The organism is Lysinibacillus canaveralius (assembly GCF_047301505.1).
Taxonomy (GTDB): domain Bacteria; phylum Bacillota; class Bacilli; order Bacillales_A; family Planococcaceae; genus Lysinibacillus_B.
Window position 1 is genome coordinate 1,196,958 of the sequence record NZ_CP154840.1, and the last position, 18,881, is coordinate 1,215,838.

An 18,881-nucleotide genomic window follows, 5' to 3' on the forward strand; every position below is an offset into this window, starting at 1 on the left:
GAGATTGGATGGAACAGGTAACGGTATTGGGGGCTGGATCTTGGGGGACGGCGCTGGCCATTGTATTAGCCGAAAATGGCCATGATACACTTTTATGGACCCATCGTCAGGATCAAGCAGAGGAAATTAACACTGAACATACAAATAAAAAATATTTACCAAACACAGTATTGCCGGCTGGTCTGCGTGCTACAGCGTCTCTTGAGGAGGCTGCGGGACACGGCAAGACGATCGTTGTCGCAGTACCGACAAAAGCAATACGGGAAGTCTGCGGTGAAATCTCTAAGCTGTTGATGGAACCGAAGCTATTTGTCCACGTTTCAAAGGGAATTGAGCCGGATTCATTGCTGCGTATTTCTGAATTAATGAAAGAAAGCATTAAATCGGAGCTGATTGAGGAAATTGTTGTGTTATCAGGGCCTTCCCATGCGGAAGAGGTTGTCCTGCAGCACCCAACGACAGTAACGGCAGCGTCAGCGTCACTTGAAGCAGCAGAAAAGGTGCAGGATTTATTCATGAGTCAATACTTCCGTGTTTACACGAACGATGACGTTGTCGGTGTCGAAATGGGCGGAGCTTTGAAAAATGTAATAGCACTCGCAGCCGGAATTACAGATGGATTATCATACGGGGACAATGCAAAGGCAGCGCTTATTACGCGAGGGCTTGCTGAAATTACACGTCTTGGTGTCAAGATGGGCGGAAATCCTTTTACATTTGCTGGACTGACAGGCATGGGTGATTTGATTGTTACATGTACAAGTGTCCATTCCCGCAATTGGCGGGCAGGCAATATGCTTGGAAAAGGCTTAAAGCTAAAAGAGGTGCTTGAGCAAATGGGAATGGTCGTTGAAGGTGTACGTACGACGAAAGCGGCTTATCAATTGGCACAGGAATACGATGTGCCAATGCCAATTACAACGGCACTCTACGATGTCTTGTTTAACGACAAGGAGCCGAAGCAGGCTGTCGATGAACTGATGATCCGTATGAAAAAGGCAGAAATTGACGAGCTTCGCTAAGTGCACCCGACAAATTTCTGTCTAATAATAAGTTCTAACTTTCATTCGATAGTTTAGAATGCAGATGTCGAGAGAATTTTAATAATTTGTTCACAAATATAGGAGGCACGCGTATGTGTCTCCTATTCTTTTATGTAAGAAAACGGTATAATTACTAGCAGTGTGAACATTTGAAACAGGAAAGGCGGTTTTTTCTTTGAATCCAGTTTTATCAATGGATTACTCGATGTTTGTCCTAAATGCACGCGGTCCGCTGGCGGCAATGCCTGCTATGGATGTTATGTGGGTTTCTTTTTACTCCATAGGGCTGATGCTCGTTTCCGTTTTAATCGTATCTGCGGTACGTAAATGGGTACATAATGGATTTTTATCACTAATTTTCAGACTGATTGCTTTTGGTTTATTCTTCATTGGAACAATTTTAATGGTGCTGGTCGTTGCAACATGGCCGGCTTAAAAGATGGAAGGTGAAAAAATGAAAAAGTACCTGCTAATCGGTCTTGCCCTGACAGTATCAATCATCCTGTCAGCGTGCGGCAGCTTATATAAGGATGAAGAGCAGCAAAGAGTACAGCAGACTCCCGATTTAGACCTGATAAATTCCGTACAGCGTGCGGTAGATGCATATCAACAGGATACAGGTGTCTTGCCGATTAAAAATAGTGAAGAAGATACCGACCTATTTGTCAAATATCAAATTGACTTTTCGAAGCTTGCGAACGGGGGGTATCTTGTAAAATCGCCAGATAACTCATTTGAACAGGGAGGAATCTTCCAATATGTCATTTGGAATGCGGAAGAAAAACCGACTGTTAAATTGATTGACCTTCGAATGACGGAGCGTCTGCGCGAAGTGAATATCCGGTTCATGGCTACAGAATACCCTCAGTTTAAAGAGCGCATTGCGGATTATGTCTATACAATCAACTTTGATAATATTGGCTATAAAACAGATGTAGCAGTGGATAGTCCGTATTCAAGCAGCCTTTTGCCGCTTGTTGTGTCGAGTGATGGGGATGTGTATGTGGATTATTCGATTGATTTACAGCAATTTATTAATGATAAAGGGCTGAAGCCTGCCCAAGGGGAAGATATCCGTCATCTGCTTGCAGATGAATATCCGGTAGTGCCCGCTTATTCATTGCCTTACACTGTAAATGAAAAAAATGAAGTAGTCTTTATGTATGATCCAGTGACTGAAAGAGAAGAACGAAAAGAGCAGCTGCGTCAGCAACAGCAAGAACTAGAACAAGACAAACAAGAAGATAGCGAAAAATAATGGAATGCTTCTCGTAATTTACGAGAAGCATTTTTCATATTTTGTTATGGAATTCATACAATGATAATACGTAAAGGGGGAGCCGTATGTCAGAACAAGTATTTAAACAGTTGGCTGAACGCACAAATGGAGATGTATATATCGGTGTTGTGGGTCCTGTTCGAGTTGGGAAATCAACGTTTGTCAAAAAAGTAATGGAAATGGTAGTGCTGCCGAACATCGAATTTGATGATGAACGGAAGCGTGCATTGGACGAGCTGCCGCAAAGTTCGCCTGGACCGGTCATTATGACGGCTGAGCCGAAATTCGTTCCTGCACAAAGTGCTCAGATTGCGATTGGAGACAATGGTTTATCGTTTCGTATTAGGCTGGCAGACTGTGTAGGGTATGTTATTGACGGGGTAAAAGGGTATGAGGATGAGAATGGGCCGAAGTTTGTTCAGACACCTTGGCATAATGAACCTATTCCATTCCAAGAGGCAGCAAAAATCGGTACAGATAAAGTTATTCGTGATCATGCGAACATTGGGGTTGTAGTAACGACCGATGGAACGGTAAATGGTATTAAGCGTTCTGCTGCAGAAGTCGCTGAAAGACAGGTAATTGAGGAACTTCAGGAAATCGGAAAGCCATTTGTTATTGTATTGAATAGTACGATGCCTGCCCATGAAAATACGATTCGGCTACGTAACGAATTGCTGGAGAGATACAATGTGCCGGTGCATGCTGTTGCAATCGAGCAGCTATCGAAAAAGGATATCACTTATATTTTGCAGGAGGCACTATATGAGTTTCCAGTTGAAGTTATTGATGTAGAAAAGCCGGATTGGCTGGATGTCCTGGAAGATATTCATCCACTTAACCTGGCATTGAACGAGGCAATCGAGCATATGACATCTGTGATCGGTAAAATCCGGGATGTAGAGCATGCAACGAACGTGCTGTCGCAAATCGACTTTGTAGAAAAATGTGAGCTGCAGGAGGTGGACCCTGGTCTCGGTGCAGCAACTATCCGTCTGGACATTACGGGCGATACGTACAAGTCCGTGTGCAATGAATGGCTGACGGAGCCGGTAGATACGAAAAAAGAATGGCTCCTGTTTATCAAGGAATCGGCACAGGCAAAAGAAGAACAGAAGCGCTTCAAGGATGCCATCGAGCAGGCGAGAAGAGATGGCTACGGGGTGACATTGCCGACGATGGACGAATTCTCGCCAAGCGAACCTGAGCTCATCCAGCAAAATAACTTCTACGGCGTGCGTATGAAGGCAAAAGCGGCTTCATATCATATTATCCGGATTGATATGGGATCAGAGTTTTCACCGCTCATCGGTTCGGAATTCCACAGCCAGCAATTACTGAAGGATCTAAAATATGCTTTCCAGCATGATCGAGAAGCGCTTTGGAATACACAATTATTCGGAACACCTCTTCATGAGGTGCTGAAAGAAAGCATCCGCTATAAGATGGATGCTATCCCTAAAAATGCCAAAGAACGTATGCGTCTCACAATCGAGCGTATGGTAAATGAAGGCGAGAGAGGCATTGTAACGTTTGTAATTTAAAAAGGGTAAGGAAAAAAACAGGATAGATTTTTACTTAGAACGGTGACAAAATTAGTAATTTTGCACTGTTCTTTTTCATTTTCTTCGAAAAAAGCACCGATAACGCGAAAAAACCGGTTAATTACAGTTGCAGAGCGGTTTCTCTTATGTTAATCTTTTTACATGATTTAGGTTCATGACCCTTTGAGAGGAGGTGAATGGTGTGAATAAAACAGAATTAGTAAACTCTGTTGCTGAAGCTGCAGGTCTTTCTAAAAAGGACGCTTCTAAAGCAGTTGAAGCTGTATTTGATACAATTCAAGATGCTCTTGCAAAGGGTGACAAAGTACAATTAATCGGTTTTGGTAACTTCGAGGTACGCGAACGCGCAGCTCGTAAAGGTCGTAACCCACAAACAGGTGACGAGATCGAAATCGCTGCGAGCAAGGTACCTGCTTTCAAACCAGGTAAAGCGCTTAAAGATGCTGTAAAATAATACACATCCGTAGTTACATAGAGCAGCCTTCCATGATTTTGCATGGAGGCTGCTCTTTTTTAACTTTTATTAACTGAATACTAACCCCTTATAAATAGTTAGGTGAATGAGCATGCAATTAATTACGCTGAGGCGTGAATGATATAGAAGAAGTCGAGATGTTTCCTGTTAAATAACTAGTAAAGCAAACGTGCTTCGGACTCACAGGATATTGTAAGTTGCCGCAAGACACGACGCTTTAAGCCTTCACTCTTTTATCCCTGTGCGTGACAAGCACGCTAGGTGATGTGTTCCAGCGCTTGTCGCAGCAAAACAAGTGTGAATGCACTTTTCTTCAAAGAAGAAGCAGAATTTCCAGAGTTGAAAAAATGTCTAGGCATTCACACTTGCTGCTCGAGGTCGCTTCACCCAGCACTACGCGTGACAAGCACGCTAGGTGATGTGTTCCAGCGCTTGTCGCAGCAAAACAAGTGTGAATGCACTTTTCTTGTATGAATTTCTACATATTTTTTATAAATAGAGCAAGCATTTTTGAACTTGTAGGGCGATTGTGCTACGATTCTTGTGTTATGTTGAAAGCCTGTGATCTCTTCTTAAAGCTGGTAAAGAGCTTCTAGTATATAGAGGAGCGATAGATAAGAGTGCAGGTATGTAATAAAGGTGGATATAAATTCGCAGCGGCGATTTAGAATTTTAGGAGGCAATTATGTCGAATGTTGATTTAAAAAAGATTGAAGAAGCGGTAAAAATGATTTTAGAGGCAGTAGGCGAAGATGTAAATCGTGAAGGATTGCTCGATACACCGAAACGTGTTTCCAAAATGTATGCGGAGATGTTCAGTGGATTACAGGAAGATCCACGGGACTATTTCAGTACAGTATTTCATGAGGATCATGAGGAGCTGGTGCTTGTAAAAGATATCCCGTTTTATTCAATGTGCGAGCATCATCTCGTACCTTTCTATGGGAAAGCCCATGTTGCATACATACCGAAGGATGGAAAAGTAGCGGGTCTGAGCAAACTCGGCCGCTGTGTAGAGTCAGTAGCGCGTCGTCCGCAGCTCCAGGAGCGTATTACGTCGACAGTTGCAGATACAATTATGGAAATGCTAGAACCAAAAGGGGTTTATGTTATCGTCGAAGCAGAGCATATGTGCATGACAATGCGCGGTTTAAAGAAGCCAGGTGCAAAAACGGTCACTTCAGTTGCTCGCGGTATTTATGAAACGGACGATGTGAAGCGCCGAGAAATCATTTCCTTTATTCAAATGTCTTAATTTATATAGAATTATGTTATGATGAATGAAGAAACTGTTGGTATGAGGAGAGAGTTGGCAATGACACAACCTGACTATATAATCATTGAGGCGTTGGAAGACGGAGTGCATGTCATCGGCTTAACACGCGGAACGGATACAAAATTCCATCATTCAGAAAAGCTGGATGCCGGTGAAGTAATGATTGCACAATTTACAGAACATACTTCAGCTATGAAGATTCGCGGGAAGGCAAAGATCCATTCGTCCCACGGGATAGTTGAAAGTAGCGGAAAAAAGTAATAGACCGTATCCGCGATTTCAATACAACACCAAGTTGACTATGCTATAATGGAGCATAGTTACTTTAGTGAAATGGAGCACTATTTATGGATGCAACAACGATTGGCCAAGCTGTAGGTCAACTGAAAACATATATATTGGATAATATTCGGCACAACACACTGTTGAAATACACTGGCACACCGCTGTTAAATGAAAAGCAGCTATTTTTTTTGCTGTTGCCGAAGCTGAATGGGGAAGTATGGACTGAAGAGACAACAACAAGTGCTATGACGGTTGGAATTGTCCATGCATCGTTGGCGGAACATGATAAGATCCATGAAACAGATGCTACCTCCAAGGAACAGCAGCTGACGGTTTTATCCGGAGACTATTATAGCGGACGTTATTATCAATTGCTGGCGCAGACTGGCAGTATTGAGTTAATTCGAAGATTATCAGAGGCAATTGTAGATCGCTGCGAGCATGAAATAACGGTGTATGAGAGAGAAGGCCGGAATTTTCAGGATTGGGTAGATGTCCTCACTGTTATTGAAACTGCTCTGATCGAACGCTTTTTTTATGTATATCAGTTTGACGAATACCTTGAAGTTATGCAGGAAGCGTTAACAGTGGCTCGTTTGAATAGAGAGCTGCATGCTCTTTTAGCAGGTAAGCCGTCTATCTATGTAAGCTGTATGCAATTTAGTCTTGAAGAACAAGCTGTTGAAAAGGAACTTCAGCAGGAAATCAGCAAGCGTAAACAAACATTGAATGCAACACTTGAAGCAAGCACGTATAGCGAGGCGCTGAAGGAGGCAATTGTCGACATAGTGTCTTGAAAGTTCGTGGACAAAGAAAGGTTTTGAGAAAATGGCAAAAGCGAAGGAACAACGTGTACATGAAGTATTCGAACAAATTTCAGACAGCTATGACAAAATGAATTCCGTCATTAGTTTCCAAATGCATAAATTGTGGCGTGATGATGTCATGAAACGCATGAATGTTAAAAAGGGTTCCGTATGTCTGGACGTTTGTTGTGGAACGGCTGATTGGACGATTGCTCTAGCGAAAGCAACTGGCGGAGACGGCATCGTAAAAGGCCTTGACTTTAGTGAAAACATGCTGAGCGTTGGCAAGAAGAAGGTACTGCCTTATGACTTTGTGGAATTGATTCATGGCAATGCAATGGAACTGCCATTTGAGGATAATACATTCGACTATGTAACAATAGGATTTGGGCTGCGAAATGTGCCAGATTACATGCAGGTACTGAGCGAAATGAACCGTGTATTGAAACCGGGCGGCATGGTTGTATGCCTAGAGACATCACAGCCGGAAATCCCTGGTTATCGCCAATTATTCCGTCTGTATTTCAATTACATCATGCCGATGTTTGGCAAATTGTTCGCTAAAAGTTATAAGGAATATTCATGGCTGCAGGAATCGGCAAATGATTTTCCAGGCATGAAAAAGCTGGCTGCGATGTTCCGAGAAGCCGGTTTTGAAAAAGTAACATATAAAGGCTACAGCGGCGGGGCGGCAGCAATGCATATGGGCTTTAAAAAAGAAATTTAGTGGGAGAAGGTTTGTTCACGTGGAAAAGATGAAGTTGAAGTTGCTCTATGCTGACCTGAAATCAGATATAGAAGTCATCGAAAAAGAATTAGAAACAGCGTTGAACTCGTCTTCACACTTGTTAAATGACGCCTCCCTTCATCTTCTGCAAGCGGGCGGAAAGCGGATACGTCCTGTATTTGTTTTGCTCAGCGCCAAAATGGGGCGGTATGATATTGAGCGTGTAAAACATATTGCTGTCCCGCTTGAACTGATACATATGGCGTCACTCGTCCATGATGATGTCATTGATGACTCGGAAATGAGAAGAGGAGAACGTACGGTTAAAGCGCAATGGAATAATCGGGTAGCGATGTATACGGGCGATTTTATTTTTGCACGTGCGCTTGAGCATGTAACGGTTATCCAACATCCGCGCGTTCATCAAATATTGGCACGGACGATGGTGGAAATCGTAAATGGCGAAGTAATCCAAATCGAAGACAAGTTTCGATTAGACCAGAATATCAAGGATTATTTCCGCCGTATTAAACGAAAAACAGCTCTGCTGATTGAATCCAGCTGTGAGCTTGGGGCAATTGTCGGAGAGGTAGAGCCGGAAAATATACGACGATTGAAGCGTTATGGTTATTTCGTAGGCATGAGCTTCCAAATTGTCGATGATATCCTTGATTTCACAGCAACAGATAAGGAGCTAGGAAAACCTGCTGGCAGTGACTTACTGCAAGGGAATATTACACTGCCTGCACTGCTGCTAAAGGATGATCCGCACGTACGTCCGTATATCGACAAGGTGATCGAGGGGACGCTATCTGAGGAAGAACGGAAAGAAATGCTAAAGCTTGTTCGTAGATCGGATGCGATTCAGGAAGCTGCAAAAATCAGTGACAAATATTTAAAAAAAGCATTGAAGGAAGTAGAGGCACTGCCTTCACATCCAATGAAAAAGAAATTGCGTGATATCGCCTTATTTATGGGAAAACGTAAATTCTAGGTATTGCTTGCACCGGTAATGTTATTTTGGTAATATTTATCGGTAGGTGAAAAAACCTGTATCCAATTTAAAGGAGTGTTAAAATAATGGCTATCGAAAAAACTTTTTTAATGGTTAAGCCAGACGGCGTTGAACGTCAAGTAATCGGTGACATCATCGACCGTTTAGAGCGTCGCGGCTTCACAATGCGCGGAGCTAAATTAATGAACGTATCACGTGACTTAGCAGAAAAACACTATGCAGAGCACAGCGAGCGCCCATTCTTCGGTGAATTAGTAGACTTCATTACTTCAGGTCCTGTATTCGCAATGGTATGGGAAGGCGAATCTGTAATTTCTCTAGCTCGTATCATGATCGGCGCTACAAAGCCATCTGAATCTCAACCTGGTACTATCCGTGGTGACTATGCAGTAACTGTATCTCACAACGTAATCCACGGTTCTGATTCTCTTGCTTCAGCAGAGCGTGAAATCGGTCTTTGGTTCGGCGAAGAGCTAGTTTAATTTAAAACTACTATACAAATAGCTACTCACTCTAGGTGATAGCTATTTTTTTGTGCTTTCATTTCTATAAATACCTAATTTTGTGGTATGCTACCAATGTAAAAGGCGGAGGAGATGATAAAAAATGTGGACAGCAATCGGGCTGATCGCAGTAGTAGCGATTATTGCGGATATGGTGACAAAAAATAAAAGCATCGAGTTGAAGCGTCTAAAACATGAAATCGAACTAGAGCAGCTGCGCCTTAAAGCGTTCGATAAAGAGACGGAAAGAATGCGCCTGGAGCTGGAGCAGTCAAAGCAGGCATTAATCGAAATGAAAAAAGAGGCATAGAAATCACCATTCTATAGGCAGAGCAGTGAGCAGGCAGAGAAATTCAGCACCTGACCACTGCTCTTTTTGTGAATATCGATAGATCTTACTTCATAGGCCCAACTTATTAGAAAAGCACCTGAAGATTTTATCCTTCTATTCTTTTGTTAAATAGGAAAACATATTTTAAAGATTCAAAAATACTGGAATAAAAAGGAGGACATATGGTCTATGCTGAAATTATGAAGGAATTTAAATTTCCTTCTATATAAAATGGAAAAGTTAGGATAAATCTATTGAATGAGCAGAGGAGATAGTAGATAATTTTGGTATGGAACGAAAAAGGAATACAAGTGAGCTATTGGTATAAAAAGTTACGATAAGAAGGAATTAAAATAGGGAAAGGAAGTTGTTATAAATGTGGGTATTAATACCGATTATTGCAATCTTAATTGGAGGGGCTATTCCGCTTACAGCTATTTATACGGTCCATAAAAGATCGCAGACCAAGCTGCAGATTCAATTGGCTGAAAAAGAACTATTACTGGAGGAGCAGCGCCTGCAAATAATAACGCATGAAACGGAGAAAATGCGCCTGGAGCTTGAACAATCCAAGATGGTGCTGGAATCTCATAAGCGTCTGGAATTTACTGAATAGTATTTTTTAGTAGAGAGCAACAAATAAGATTCAAGGAGTTTTAACAGATTTACTATTTCTGTAAGGTCCATTTTCCGCTATAATGAATGATACAATGCGTCAGAGGGGAAGATGTGGCACGATGTCAGATTATGAACAATTTATTGAAGGCATAAAGCGAAGAACAGGGATTGACCTGGCGTTATATAAGGAAGCGCAAATGAAACGGCGCCTGACGTCTTTATATGAGAAGAAAGGCTATAAAAATTTTGTGGAGTTTCTTTCGGCTCTAGAAAAGGACCGCGATTTGATGAACGAGTTTCTCGATCGTATGACCATCAATGTATCCGAGTTTTATCGTAACGGCAAGCGATGGGAAGTATTGCAAAATAAAATTTTACCGAAGCTGCTAGCTGCGAACAAGCGACTGAAAGTTTGGAGTGCTGCCTGCTCTACTGGTGAAGAGCCATACAGTTTGGCAATGGTGCTGTCTCATTACATACCGCTGTCTCAGATTAACATATTGGCCACTGACCTGGATGAAAATGTGATTCAAAAAGCAAAGTTAGGACTTTATCCCGAAAGGTCTCTTGCAGAGGTGCCGAAAGATGTACAAGCTAAATATTTCAAGCAAGAGGGGCCGTATTATAAAGTAAGTGAGGATATTAAACGTACGGTAGGCTTCAAGAAGCATAATTTATTAAAGGATCATTATGATTCCAATTTTGATTTAATTGTTTGTCGAAACGTAATGATTTACTTTACTGAAGAGGCAAAAGACCAGATTTATGAGAATTTCAGCAAATCTTTACGCCCAGGTGGTATTCTATTTGTAGGATCTACCGAACAAATTTTTAACCCGGGCCGTTATGGATTCGAGGTAGAGGATACATTCTTCTATCGAAAAAAATAGAAGCGGTTGGTCATAAGGCATGCAGGTTGCTCAATGAGGCTGAACGTTCATACGGGATACCGGCGCTTTTCGTCTTTACACGAAAGGCGTTGTTTATTTAGCAGGCCAGAAAAGGGCAAGCGGAGATTCTGGTAGTAAAGCGTGACAGTTGACTATGAAATATTGATGCTAGGTATGACATTTTAGCTTCTCAGCACAAGTCTCACACCTTTATAAGAGGTAGAATGTCTTCAAGAAATGATACATTTTTGATAGATACCCTACCGTGTACAAAAAGAAGTAAAAAACCTCCGGAGCGGTTATGCGGAGGTGTTGTTGAATGAAAAACGTTCAGAATATTCATAACTAACGAAGTTTATTTCCGCATACGTACTGTATTTTACAGTCAGATATGTTATAGTGAAAAATACATACTTTAGCGAGTTGAAGGGAGAAAGTGTTTTATATGCGGTACTTAACAGCAGGTGAGTCTCATGGACCACAATTAACAACAATTATTGAGGGATTGCCTTCTCTTCTGCCAATCTCAGCAGAGAAAATTAATTATGATTTGAAGCGTAGACAGGGCGGGCATGGTCGCGGCCGACGTATGCAGATTGAAACAGATACGGTAGAGATTGTATCGGGCGTACGTCACGGCAAGTCATTAGGGTCACCTGTTGCTCTTGTCGTGACAAATGATGATTGGAAGCACTGGACAAAAATTATGGGTGCAGCAGAACTGCCGGAAGATGTCGATCCTAACGAAATTAAGCGTCAAATTTCCCGCCCGCGTCCTGGACACGCGGATTTGGTCGGGGGTATTAAATATGGACATCGTGATTTACGTAATGTATTGGAGCGTTCTAGCGCCCGCGAAACAACGGTTCGCGTGGCTGTAGGCTCCGTTGCAAAAGCATTGTTAAACGAATTAGGCATATCGGTTGTATCTTACGTAACAGAAATTGCGGGCATTAAAGCAGATGTCTCGAAGGTAACAGGGAAATCGATAGAAGAAATCCGTACTATTATTGAGGAGGACCCTTGCTATACAGTAGACCCTGAGGCCTCTGCCAAAATGGTAGAAGCAATCGACGCGGCGAAAAAAGCGGGCGATTCTATTGGGGGAATCGTCGAAGTTATTGTAGAAGGACTTCCGGCAGGTATTGGTTCATATGTACATTACGACCGCAAGCTGGATGGAAAACTGGCGCAGGCGATGCTTTCTATCAATGCATTCAAGGGAGTGGAATTCGGCATTGGCTTTGAAGCAGCACGTAGACCAGGCTCACAGGTGCATGATGAAATTATTTGGGATGAAGAGAGTGGTTATACACGCAGAACGAACAATCTAGGCGGACTGGAAGGCGGTATGACTACAGGTATGCCAATTGTTATGCGTGGTGTGATGAAGCCGATCCCGACACTTTATAAACCGTTGAACAGTGTCGATATCGAAACGAAGGAAACGTTTAAGGCGAGCGTTGAACGCAGCGATAGCTGTGCAGTACCGGCAGCTTCCGTTGTAGCAGAGCATGTTATTGCCTGGGAAATCGCAGCGGCTATTGTAGATCAATTCCATAGCGATCAGCTGCCCCATTTGAAGGCTCAAATCGAGGAAATGCACAAGCTTGCAAAGGAGTTTTAAAAATGAAGATTCCAGTTCGTGCAGCCTCCCATCAATATGAAGTAATTATTGGCAGCGCTATGCTGAAAGAAGCGTTTGAAAGTTATAGAAATTTATTTGAAACGGCTGATCAGCTAATTGTACTGACGGATGAACATGTATGGGCAGCACAGGGAGATTATTTTACTTCCTCGTGTCCCTATCCATTTCACAAATTGATTATGCCTGCTGGAGAAAGCTGCAAGTCATTTGATAACTTCAACGCTGCACACACTTTCCTGCTTGAAAAAAAATGTACACGTAAATCGCTGATTATCGCATTAGGAGGCGGTGCAGTAGGCGATCTTGCAGGTTTTGTCGCTGCTACATATATGCGCGGAATCCCATTCGTCCAAGTGCCTACCACGATTTTAGCGCATGACTCTGCGGTAGGCGGCAAGACAGCTATTAATCATGCACTTGGCAAAAATATGATCGGCGCTTTCTACCAGCCGGAAGCTGTGCTATACGATATACGGTTCCTTAAGACGCTGCCGACCAGGGAAGTTCTCTCAGGGATGACAGAGGTAATCAAACATGCGATGATTTCCGACCCGGCCTGGCTAAATGAATTGATGCAGCAAAAAGTCTCACAGCTTGATGAACTGATGCTTGCTGACTATTTGGCAAAAGGGGTGTCAGTGAAGGCAAGAATTGTGGAAGAAGATGAGACAGAACAATCAGTACGTAAGTTTCTAAACCTTGGGCACACGTATGGTCATGCTATTGAAGCAGCGGCTGGTTACGGGGGGCTGGCCCATGGTGAAGCAGTGATGATCGGACTTGTGTACTGCTTGCTGTTGAGCGAAAGATACGGAGCGATCACGCGAGACGTTACGATAAAGTTCTATCAGTTCGCACGTGAAAACGGCTACCCATTTGACGCTGTAAATAATTATACTTTTGCACAGCTAAAGGATTATTTAGTAAAGGATAAAAAAGCCGATTATGGTCAATTGCAGTTCGTCTTGTTAGAGGACATCGGCAAGCCATATATAAAGAAAATCGAACTTTCAGAGTGTGAGGAAGTCGATACTGAGTTAAGAAAATTACTATCGGAGGTGGAATGATGATTCGCGGTGTTAGAGGAGCAACGACAATTCCTATAGATAAAGAGGATTTTGTATGGGCGGAGACAGCATTCCTTGTTGTTGAGATGGCAAAGGAAAATAATATTGTACCGGAAGATATCGCATCCATCACGATTTCAACAACGACAGATATTAAATCTGCCTTTCCAGCTAAATCAGTCAGGTCGATGGATGGCTGGCAATATGTGCCGATCATGTGCACACATGAGATGGACGTACCAGGCGGCCTGCCGCTATGTATCCGCGTACTGATGCATGTAAATACAGAAGCAGCACAGCAGGATATAAAGCATGTATATTTACATGATGCAGTAAAATTAAGACCAGATTTAGTGCGGAAATAGGATAAAGAGGAGAAGTGCAAAATGAAATGGAAACAACAGATTCACGGAATGAAAGCATACCAGCCAGGTAAACCCATTGAAGAAGTGAAAAAAATGTATGGCTTAGAAGAAGTAATAAAGCTTGCGTCTAATGAAAATCCCTTTGGCAGCTCGCCGAAAGTAAAGGCATTTTTACAGCAGGATGAATCAATCCATGCGATTTATCCAGACGGGTATGCTCAGGATTTGCGTACAGCAGTAGCAAATCATCTAGGCGTTAAGGAAACAGAGCTTATTTTTGGAAATGGTTCGGACGATTTGATTGCGATTATTACACGTGCATTGTTGTATCCAGGTGTCAATACCGTCATGGCTGACCCTTCCTTCTCTCAATATTGGCATAATGCCGATATCGAAGGAGCAGAAGTGCGTAAAGTACCATGCGTAGATGGGCGGCATGACTTGCCGGCAATGCTGCAGGCAATCGATGAAAATACATCTGTTGTCTGGGTTTGCAGCCCGAATAATCCGACAGGTACACTTGTAACAGATGTAGAACTGCAGGACTTCCTAAAGCAGGTGCCAGCTGATGTTCTTGTGGTACTTGATGAAGCATATATCGAGTATGTGAACGACCCATCACATGAAAATACATTAAAATACTTCCGTCAATATGAAAATGTCATCCTACTGCGCACATTCTCGAAGGCGTATGGTCTTGCTTCATTCCGTATAGGTTATGGCATTGCCCAAGAGCAGACAATTGCCAAGCTGGATCCGGTGCGGGCTCCGTTCAACAATACAATTTTGAGTCAAAAGATAGCAATGATCGCCCTAGAGGATCAAGCATATATTGAGCGCTGCCGTGAAGCCAATGAAAAAGGCAAACAGCAATTCGTTGAATGGTGCGAAAAACACGGACTACATTACTACCCATCCCAAACTAATTTTGTATTATTTGAAGTGAAGGCAGACAGCAATATCGTATTCGAGGAAATGATGAAAAGAGGCTTCATTATCCGAAGTGGCGCTGCATTAGGAGCACCTGGCTATATCCGTGTAACAATTGGAACGGAGGAACAAAACGCCAAATTCCTATTCCTGCTTGAAGAAGTACTGCAGCTGCAAGGAGTACTTGCATGACGAAGAATGTGCTTGTCATTGGGCTGGGGCTCATTGGCGGTTCGATTGCCCTTGCCCTGCAAAAGTCTCCACAGACAAAAATATTCGGCTATGATGCATTACCGCAAACAAGAGAATTGGCGAAAACGTTAAAAGTTGTTCATGAAATTGTTGAGAATCCAGCAGAAGTGGCAGAGGAAATGGATTTCATTATTTTCGGCACCCCGGTGAGTGCAACACTGAAATGGATGGAGCAGCTAAAGGATTGGGTATTAAAAAAGGATGTTATCGTCACTGACACAGGCAGTACAAAGGCATTAATCATGAAAAAGGCGGAAGAGCTCAAAGAAATGGGCATTACGTTTATCGGAGGACATCCGATGGCCGGGTCGCATAAGAGTGGTGTAACAGCAGCAAAGCCATATCTTTTTGAAAATGCGTATTATATGCTGACGCCTTTTGAAAATGAAGGAATAGAAAAGATTGACCAACTCGAAGAACTATTAAAATACACGCTCGGAAAACTTGTAAAGGTTGATGCAGCAGAACATGATCACATGACAGCTGTTGTCAGCCACTTCCCTCATATTGTTGCTGCATCGCTCGTGCACCAGCTGCAGCTGGAAAATGCCCAGCTGCCAATGACGCGTTCACTTGCAGCAGGAGGATTTCGCGATATTACAAGGATTGCCTCGTCCAACCCGATTTTATGGCGGGATATTACTGTCCAAAATCGAGAGGAACTCATCGATCAGCTTGAACAGTGGCTGGCAGAGATGCATCGTGTAAAATCGCTGCTCGTTGACGGAAGCGATGAGATGATTGAACAATATTTTGCTGTAGCGAAGGAAGTACGTGATGCACTGCCAACTTCATCGGGTGCATTATTTGTACCATACGACTTATATGTTGATGTGCCAGACTATCCAGGGGTTATCTCTGAAGTAACGGGCTATCTGGCAGAAGATCAAATCAGCATTACTAATATTCGCATCGTGGAAACACGAGAAGACGTCTTCGGTATTTTGGTTATCAGCTTCAGTTCAGCAGAGGATCGTGAACAGGCAGCAAAATGCATTGCAAGACGGGCAAATTTTGATACGTATATTTCATAAGGCAAAAAGCATGTATGCTTTTTGCTCTTTTTCAAAAGGAGGATTTTTTATGAAAACGATGGATTATAAGCGTCCTAGCCTGCGGGGAGAAATTCAAGTGCCTGGTGATAAATCAATTTCACACCGTTCTGTCATGTTTGGCGCTATTGCAGAAGGAACTACAACAGTAGAGGGCTTTCTGCTAGGGGAGGATTGTTTAAGCACAATCGATTGCTTCCGCAAGCTTGGCGTGAAAATTGATGTGGAAGGAACGAATGTAAAAATTGAAAGTGCAGGGATGGATGCGTGGGAGGAGCCGAAAGAAGTACTGTATACAGGTAATTCCGGTACAACGACTCGTCTTATGCTCGGGATCTTATCAGGCACGAAGTTACATACAATCATGACAGGTGACGCATCAATCGGCAAACGTCCGATGCGCCGTGTAGTGGATCCACTTCGGCAAATGGGTGCCCAAATTGCAGGCCGTGATGGAGGGCAGTATACACCGCTTGCTATCCAAGGAACGGAACTTTCATCGATCGATTATACGATGCCTGTAGCCAGCGCTCAGGTAAAATCAGCTATTCTGCTAGCTGGTCTTCGCGCAAAAGGCACGACAATTGTCCGTGAATCGGAAATATCACGAGATCACACTGAACGTATGCTTCGTCAGTTTGGAGCAAAGGTGGAAACAGCAAACGGCGTTGTCTCCTTTGAAGGAGGACAGAAGTTAAAAGGAACACATGTTAGCGTACCAGGCGATATTTCATCTGCTGCCTTTTTCCTTGTAGCCGGTGCTGTAGCACAAGAGAGCGAGGTTATTTTGAAAAATGTAGGAGTAAATGAAACGCGCGCAGGCATTATTGATGTACTACAGGCAATGGGAGCTGATTTGGATGTCGTAATCGAGGACGAACAAGCAGCAGAGCCTACAGCAGCAATTACTGTCCGAACTTCGAACTTGAAAGGGACAACAATTGAGGGAGCAATTATCCCACGCTTAATTGATGAAATTCCTGTCCTTGCTTTGCTTGCCACACAAGCACAGGGCAAGACAATTATCAAGGATGCTGAAGAACTAAAAGTGAAAGAAACAGACCGTATTACAGCCGTTGTCACCGAGTTGAAAAAACTGGGCGCGGATATCGAAGCGACGGATGATGGAATGGTCATAAATGGGCCGGTGAAGCTGCATGGCGGAGCCTTGCAGTCTTATGGGGATCACCGTATCGGAATGATGGCAGCGGTGGCAGCCCTTATTACAGACGGGCCTGTAGATATTGATGATGCGGATTGTGTTGCCGTATCTTACCCAACGTTTTTTGAACATATTGATTCATTGATTGACGGTTAATCCAGTGAAGGAAGTGTAGGAAGTGTAGGCAGGATAGAAAATCTGCTTGTGTCTGCACTTTTCTTCATATAGAAGTATAACTTGCAAAATATTTCAGGATACTGTTTTAACTGAATCCTTTTTCCTTGTTTAGCAATCAATCGTACGGTAGCATAAAGAATGACTAAGATGGAAAAGGTGAAAGTATCTATGGATGAAATGCTACAAGCCATTCAGAATGGCGATCTGCAACAAGTCAATGCGTTTTTAGAAACGTTTTTGATGAATGAAGCGCCGGGTGAGCAATATGAAGCGGCGGAACTGCTTATGCATTATGGTTATTTAGAGGAAGCGAACCGAGTACTCGAACACTTGGCATTCCTATTCCCTGAAGAAGCACAAATTACAATCGACCGAGCAAACGTCTTTATGGAAATGGGAAATGAAGATGAGGCTTTGGAACTTCTGCTTTCCGTGCCGGATGATGCTCCTGAATATCCACAGGCGCTTCTTGTGATGGCGGATTATTACCAGATGCAGGGATTATTCGAGGTGGCGGAAAAGCGGATTAATGATGCACTCGAACTGCTGCCGAATGAACCGCTATTACAGTTCGCTAAGGCTGAGCTGCTATTTGAGACCGGCCGATTCACGGAAGCAGCTCGTATTTACGAGGAACTGTATCAAAAGGATAAGCAATTTGCGGGGGTTCTGCTTGCTGCGCGTCTCGCGGAGGTATACCGGGCGGGTGCCGCCTATGAAACGGCGCTCGATTATTATATGGAGGCACTAGAAGAAGAGGTGACACCGGACTTATTGTTCGGATCAGCCTATGCTGCCTTCCAATCGGAAAAATATGAAATGGCCATCCAGCAGCTAGAAGATTTAAAGGAGCTGGATCCGGATTATTTCTCAGGGTACCTGTTACTGGCGGAAAGCTACGCTATGCTTGAAGACAATAAGCGAGCATACAAAGCGATTCAGGAAGGGTTAACGCGAGATGAGTATGACAAGGCTCTATACTTGTTTGCCGGTAAGATGGCGCTGAAGAATAGCCTGCCGGATGAGGCGGAAAAACATCTGCAGCAGGCAATTGCGTTAGATCCAGAATATATGGAGGCAACGCTTGTATTGATGTCGATTTATGCGCAGGAAGAGCGCTATGGTGAAGTCATACAATTATTTGAGCACCTGCAAAATGAAGATTTTGACTGGACAGCCCTTTATCCTTATGTAGCAGAAGCGTATGATAAAGAGGAGGAGTTTGCCAAAGCATATGAAATTTACAAAAACGCATATAATGATTTTAAAGAAGATGTGTCGTTTTTAGAGAAATATTGTTACTTCCTGCTTGAAGACGGCAGGCAGGATGAGGCTTATGCGGTAGCAAAGCAGCTTGCCCACCTAGAACCGACAGAGCAAGAATGGCAAAACTTACTTGAACGCTTTGAATAAAG

Annotated in this window: 21 protein-coding genes; all 21 read left to right on the top strand. The window is 43.1% G+C overall.

Features of this window, described 5'->3' with window-relative positions; genetic code table 11:
- Positions 1–8: 8 nt before the first annotated feature.
- The gene (locus AA0Y26_RS05855; protein WP_413365966.1) at positions 9–1,022 is read left to right on the top strand and encodes an NAD(P)H-dependent glycerol-3-phosphate dehydrogenase; all 1,014 of its coding nucleotides are present in this window, start codon (positions 9–11) and stop codon (positions 1,020–1,022) included.
- A gap of 196 nt (positions 1,023–1,218) precedes the next feature.
- Positions 1,219–1,479 carry a DUF2768 domain-containing protein gene (locus tag AA0Y26_RS05860; RefSeq protein ID WP_413365968.1) on the top strand — a complete coding sequence of 87 codons (261 nt, stop codon included), beginning with the start codon at positions 1,219–1,221 and terminating at the stop codon, positions 1,477–1,479.
- A gap of 18 nt (positions 1,480–1,497) precedes the next feature.
- Entirely contained in the window at positions 1,498–2,301 is an 804-nt protein-coding gene (locus AA0Y26_RS05865) for a hypothetical protein (RefSeq protein WP_413365970.1), read from the top strand.
- Positions 2,302–2,387: 86 nt separating this feature from the next.
- Entirely contained in the window at positions 2,388–3,866 is a 1,479-nt protein-coding gene (gene spoIVA / locus AA0Y26_RS05870) for a stage IV sporulation protein A (RefSeq protein WP_413365972.1), read from the top strand.
- Between the two features lie 202 nt (positions 3,867–4,068).
- Positions 4,069–4,341 carry an HU family DNA-binding protein gene (locus AA0Y26_RS05875; protein ID WP_036154459.1) on the top strand — a complete coding sequence of 91 codons (273 nt, stop codon included), beginning with the start codon at positions 4,069–4,071 and terminating at the stop codon, positions 4,339–4,341.
- A 706-nt stretch (positions 4,342–5,047) separates the two neighbouring features.
- Positions 5,048–5,617, top strand: a complete 570-nt coding sequence (folE, locus tag AA0Y26_RS05880) for a GTP cyclohydrolase I FolE (RefSeq protein ID WP_413365974.1) — start codon at positions 5,048–5,050, stop codon at positions 5,615–5,617.
- 60 nt (positions 5,618–5,677) lie between these two features.
- On the top strand, positions 5,678–5,899 hold the full coding sequence (mtrB, locus tag AA0Y26_RS05885; RefSeq protein WP_036154463.1) for a trp RNA-binding attenuation protein MtrB: 222 nt from the start codon (positions 5,678–5,680) through the stop codon (positions 5,897–5,899).
- 86 nt (positions 5,900–5,985) lie between these two features.
- Positions 5,986–6,720: a heptaprenyl diphosphate synthase component 1 gene (locus AA0Y26_RS05890; protein WP_413365977.1), complete on the top strand. Its 735-nt coding sequence runs from the start codon at positions 5,986–5,988 to the stop codon at positions 6,718–6,720.
- A gap of 31 nt (positions 6,721–6,751) precedes the next feature.
- Entirely contained in the window at positions 6,752–7,456 is a 705-nt protein-coding gene (locus AA0Y26_RS05895) for a demethylmenaquinone methyltransferase (RefSeq protein WP_413365979.1), read from the top strand.
- Between the two features lie 19 nt (positions 7,457–7,475).
- On the top strand, positions 7,476–8,450 hold the full coding sequence (gene hepT / locus AA0Y26_RS05900; RefSeq protein ID WP_413365981.1) for a heptaprenyl diphosphate synthase component II: 975 nt from the start codon (positions 7,476–7,478) through the stop codon (positions 8,448–8,450).
- Positions 8,451–8,536: 86 nt separating this feature from the next.
- Positions 8,537–8,953 carry a nucleoside-diphosphate kinase gene (ndk, locus tag AA0Y26_RS05905; protein ID WP_413365983.1) on the top strand — a complete coding sequence of 139 codons (417 nt, stop codon included), beginning with the start codon at positions 8,537–8,539 and terminating at the stop codon, positions 8,951–8,953.
- A 124-nt stretch (positions 8,954–9,077) separates the two neighbouring features.
- Complete coding sequence (locus AA0Y26_RS05910) at positions 9,078–9,284, top strand: hypothetical protein (protein ID WP_413365985.1); 207 nt, start codon at positions 9,078–9,080, stop codon at positions 9,282–9,284.
- A gap of 397 nt (positions 9,285–9,681) precedes the next feature.
- Complete coding sequence (locus tag AA0Y26_RS05915; protein ID WP_413365988.1) at positions 9,682–9,921, top strand: hypothetical protein; 240 nt, start codon at positions 9,682–9,684, stop codon at positions 9,919–9,921.
- 121 nt (positions 9,922–10,042) lie between these two features.
- Complete coding sequence (locus AA0Y26_RS05920; protein ID WP_413365990.1) at positions 10,043–10,813, top strand: CheR family methyltransferase; 771 nt, start codon at positions 10,043–10,045, stop codon at positions 10,811–10,813.
- 445 nt (positions 10,814–11,258) lie between these two features.
- On the top strand, positions 11,259–12,440 hold the full coding sequence (gene aroC / locus AA0Y26_RS05925) for a chorismate synthase (protein WP_413365992.1): 1,182 nt from the start codon (positions 11,259–11,261) through the stop codon (positions 12,438–12,440).
- A gap of 2 nt (positions 12,441–12,442) precedes the next feature.
- On the top strand, positions 12,443–13,528 hold the full coding sequence (gene aroB / locus AA0Y26_RS05930; protein WP_413365994.1) for a 3-dehydroquinate synthase: 1,086 nt from the start codon (positions 12,443–12,445) through the stop codon (positions 13,526–13,528).
- The gene (aroH, locus tag AA0Y26_RS05935; protein WP_413368076.1) at positions 13,528–13,893 is read left to right on the top strand and encodes a chorismate mutase; all 366 of its coding nucleotides are present in this window, start codon (positions 13,528–13,530) and stop codon (positions 13,891–13,893) included. Before aroB ends, aroH begins: the two co-directional genes overlap by 1 nt.
- A 21-nt stretch (positions 13,894–13,914) precedes the next feature.
- A complete protein-coding gene (gene hisC / locus AA0Y26_RS05940) occupies positions 13,915–15,015 on the top strand; it encodes a histidinol-phosphate transaminase (protein ID WP_413365996.1) in 1,101 nt (366 codons plus the stop codon).
- Positions 15,012–16,109, top strand: coding sequence for a prephenate dehydrogenase (locus AA0Y26_RS05945; RefSeq protein WP_413365998.1), 1,098 nt, complete (start codon positions 15,012–15,014; stop codon positions 16,107–16,109). Before hisC ends, AA0Y26_RS05945 begins: the two co-directional genes overlap by 4 nt.
- 49 nt (positions 16,110–16,158) lie before the next feature.
- Positions 16,159–17,445 carry a 3-phosphoshikimate 1-carboxyvinyltransferase gene (gene aroA / locus AA0Y26_RS05950; RefSeq protein ID WP_413366000.1) on the top strand — a complete coding sequence of 429 codons (1,287 nt, stop codon included), beginning with the start codon at positions 16,159–16,161 and terminating at the stop codon, positions 17,443–17,445.
- Between the two features lie 189 nt (positions 17,446–17,634).
- Entirely contained in the window at positions 17,635–18,879 is a 1,245-nt protein-coding gene (locus AA0Y26_RS05955; RefSeq protein WP_413366002.1) for a tetratricopeptide repeat protein, read from the top strand.
- Positions 18,880–18,881 lie beyond the last annotated feature (2 nt).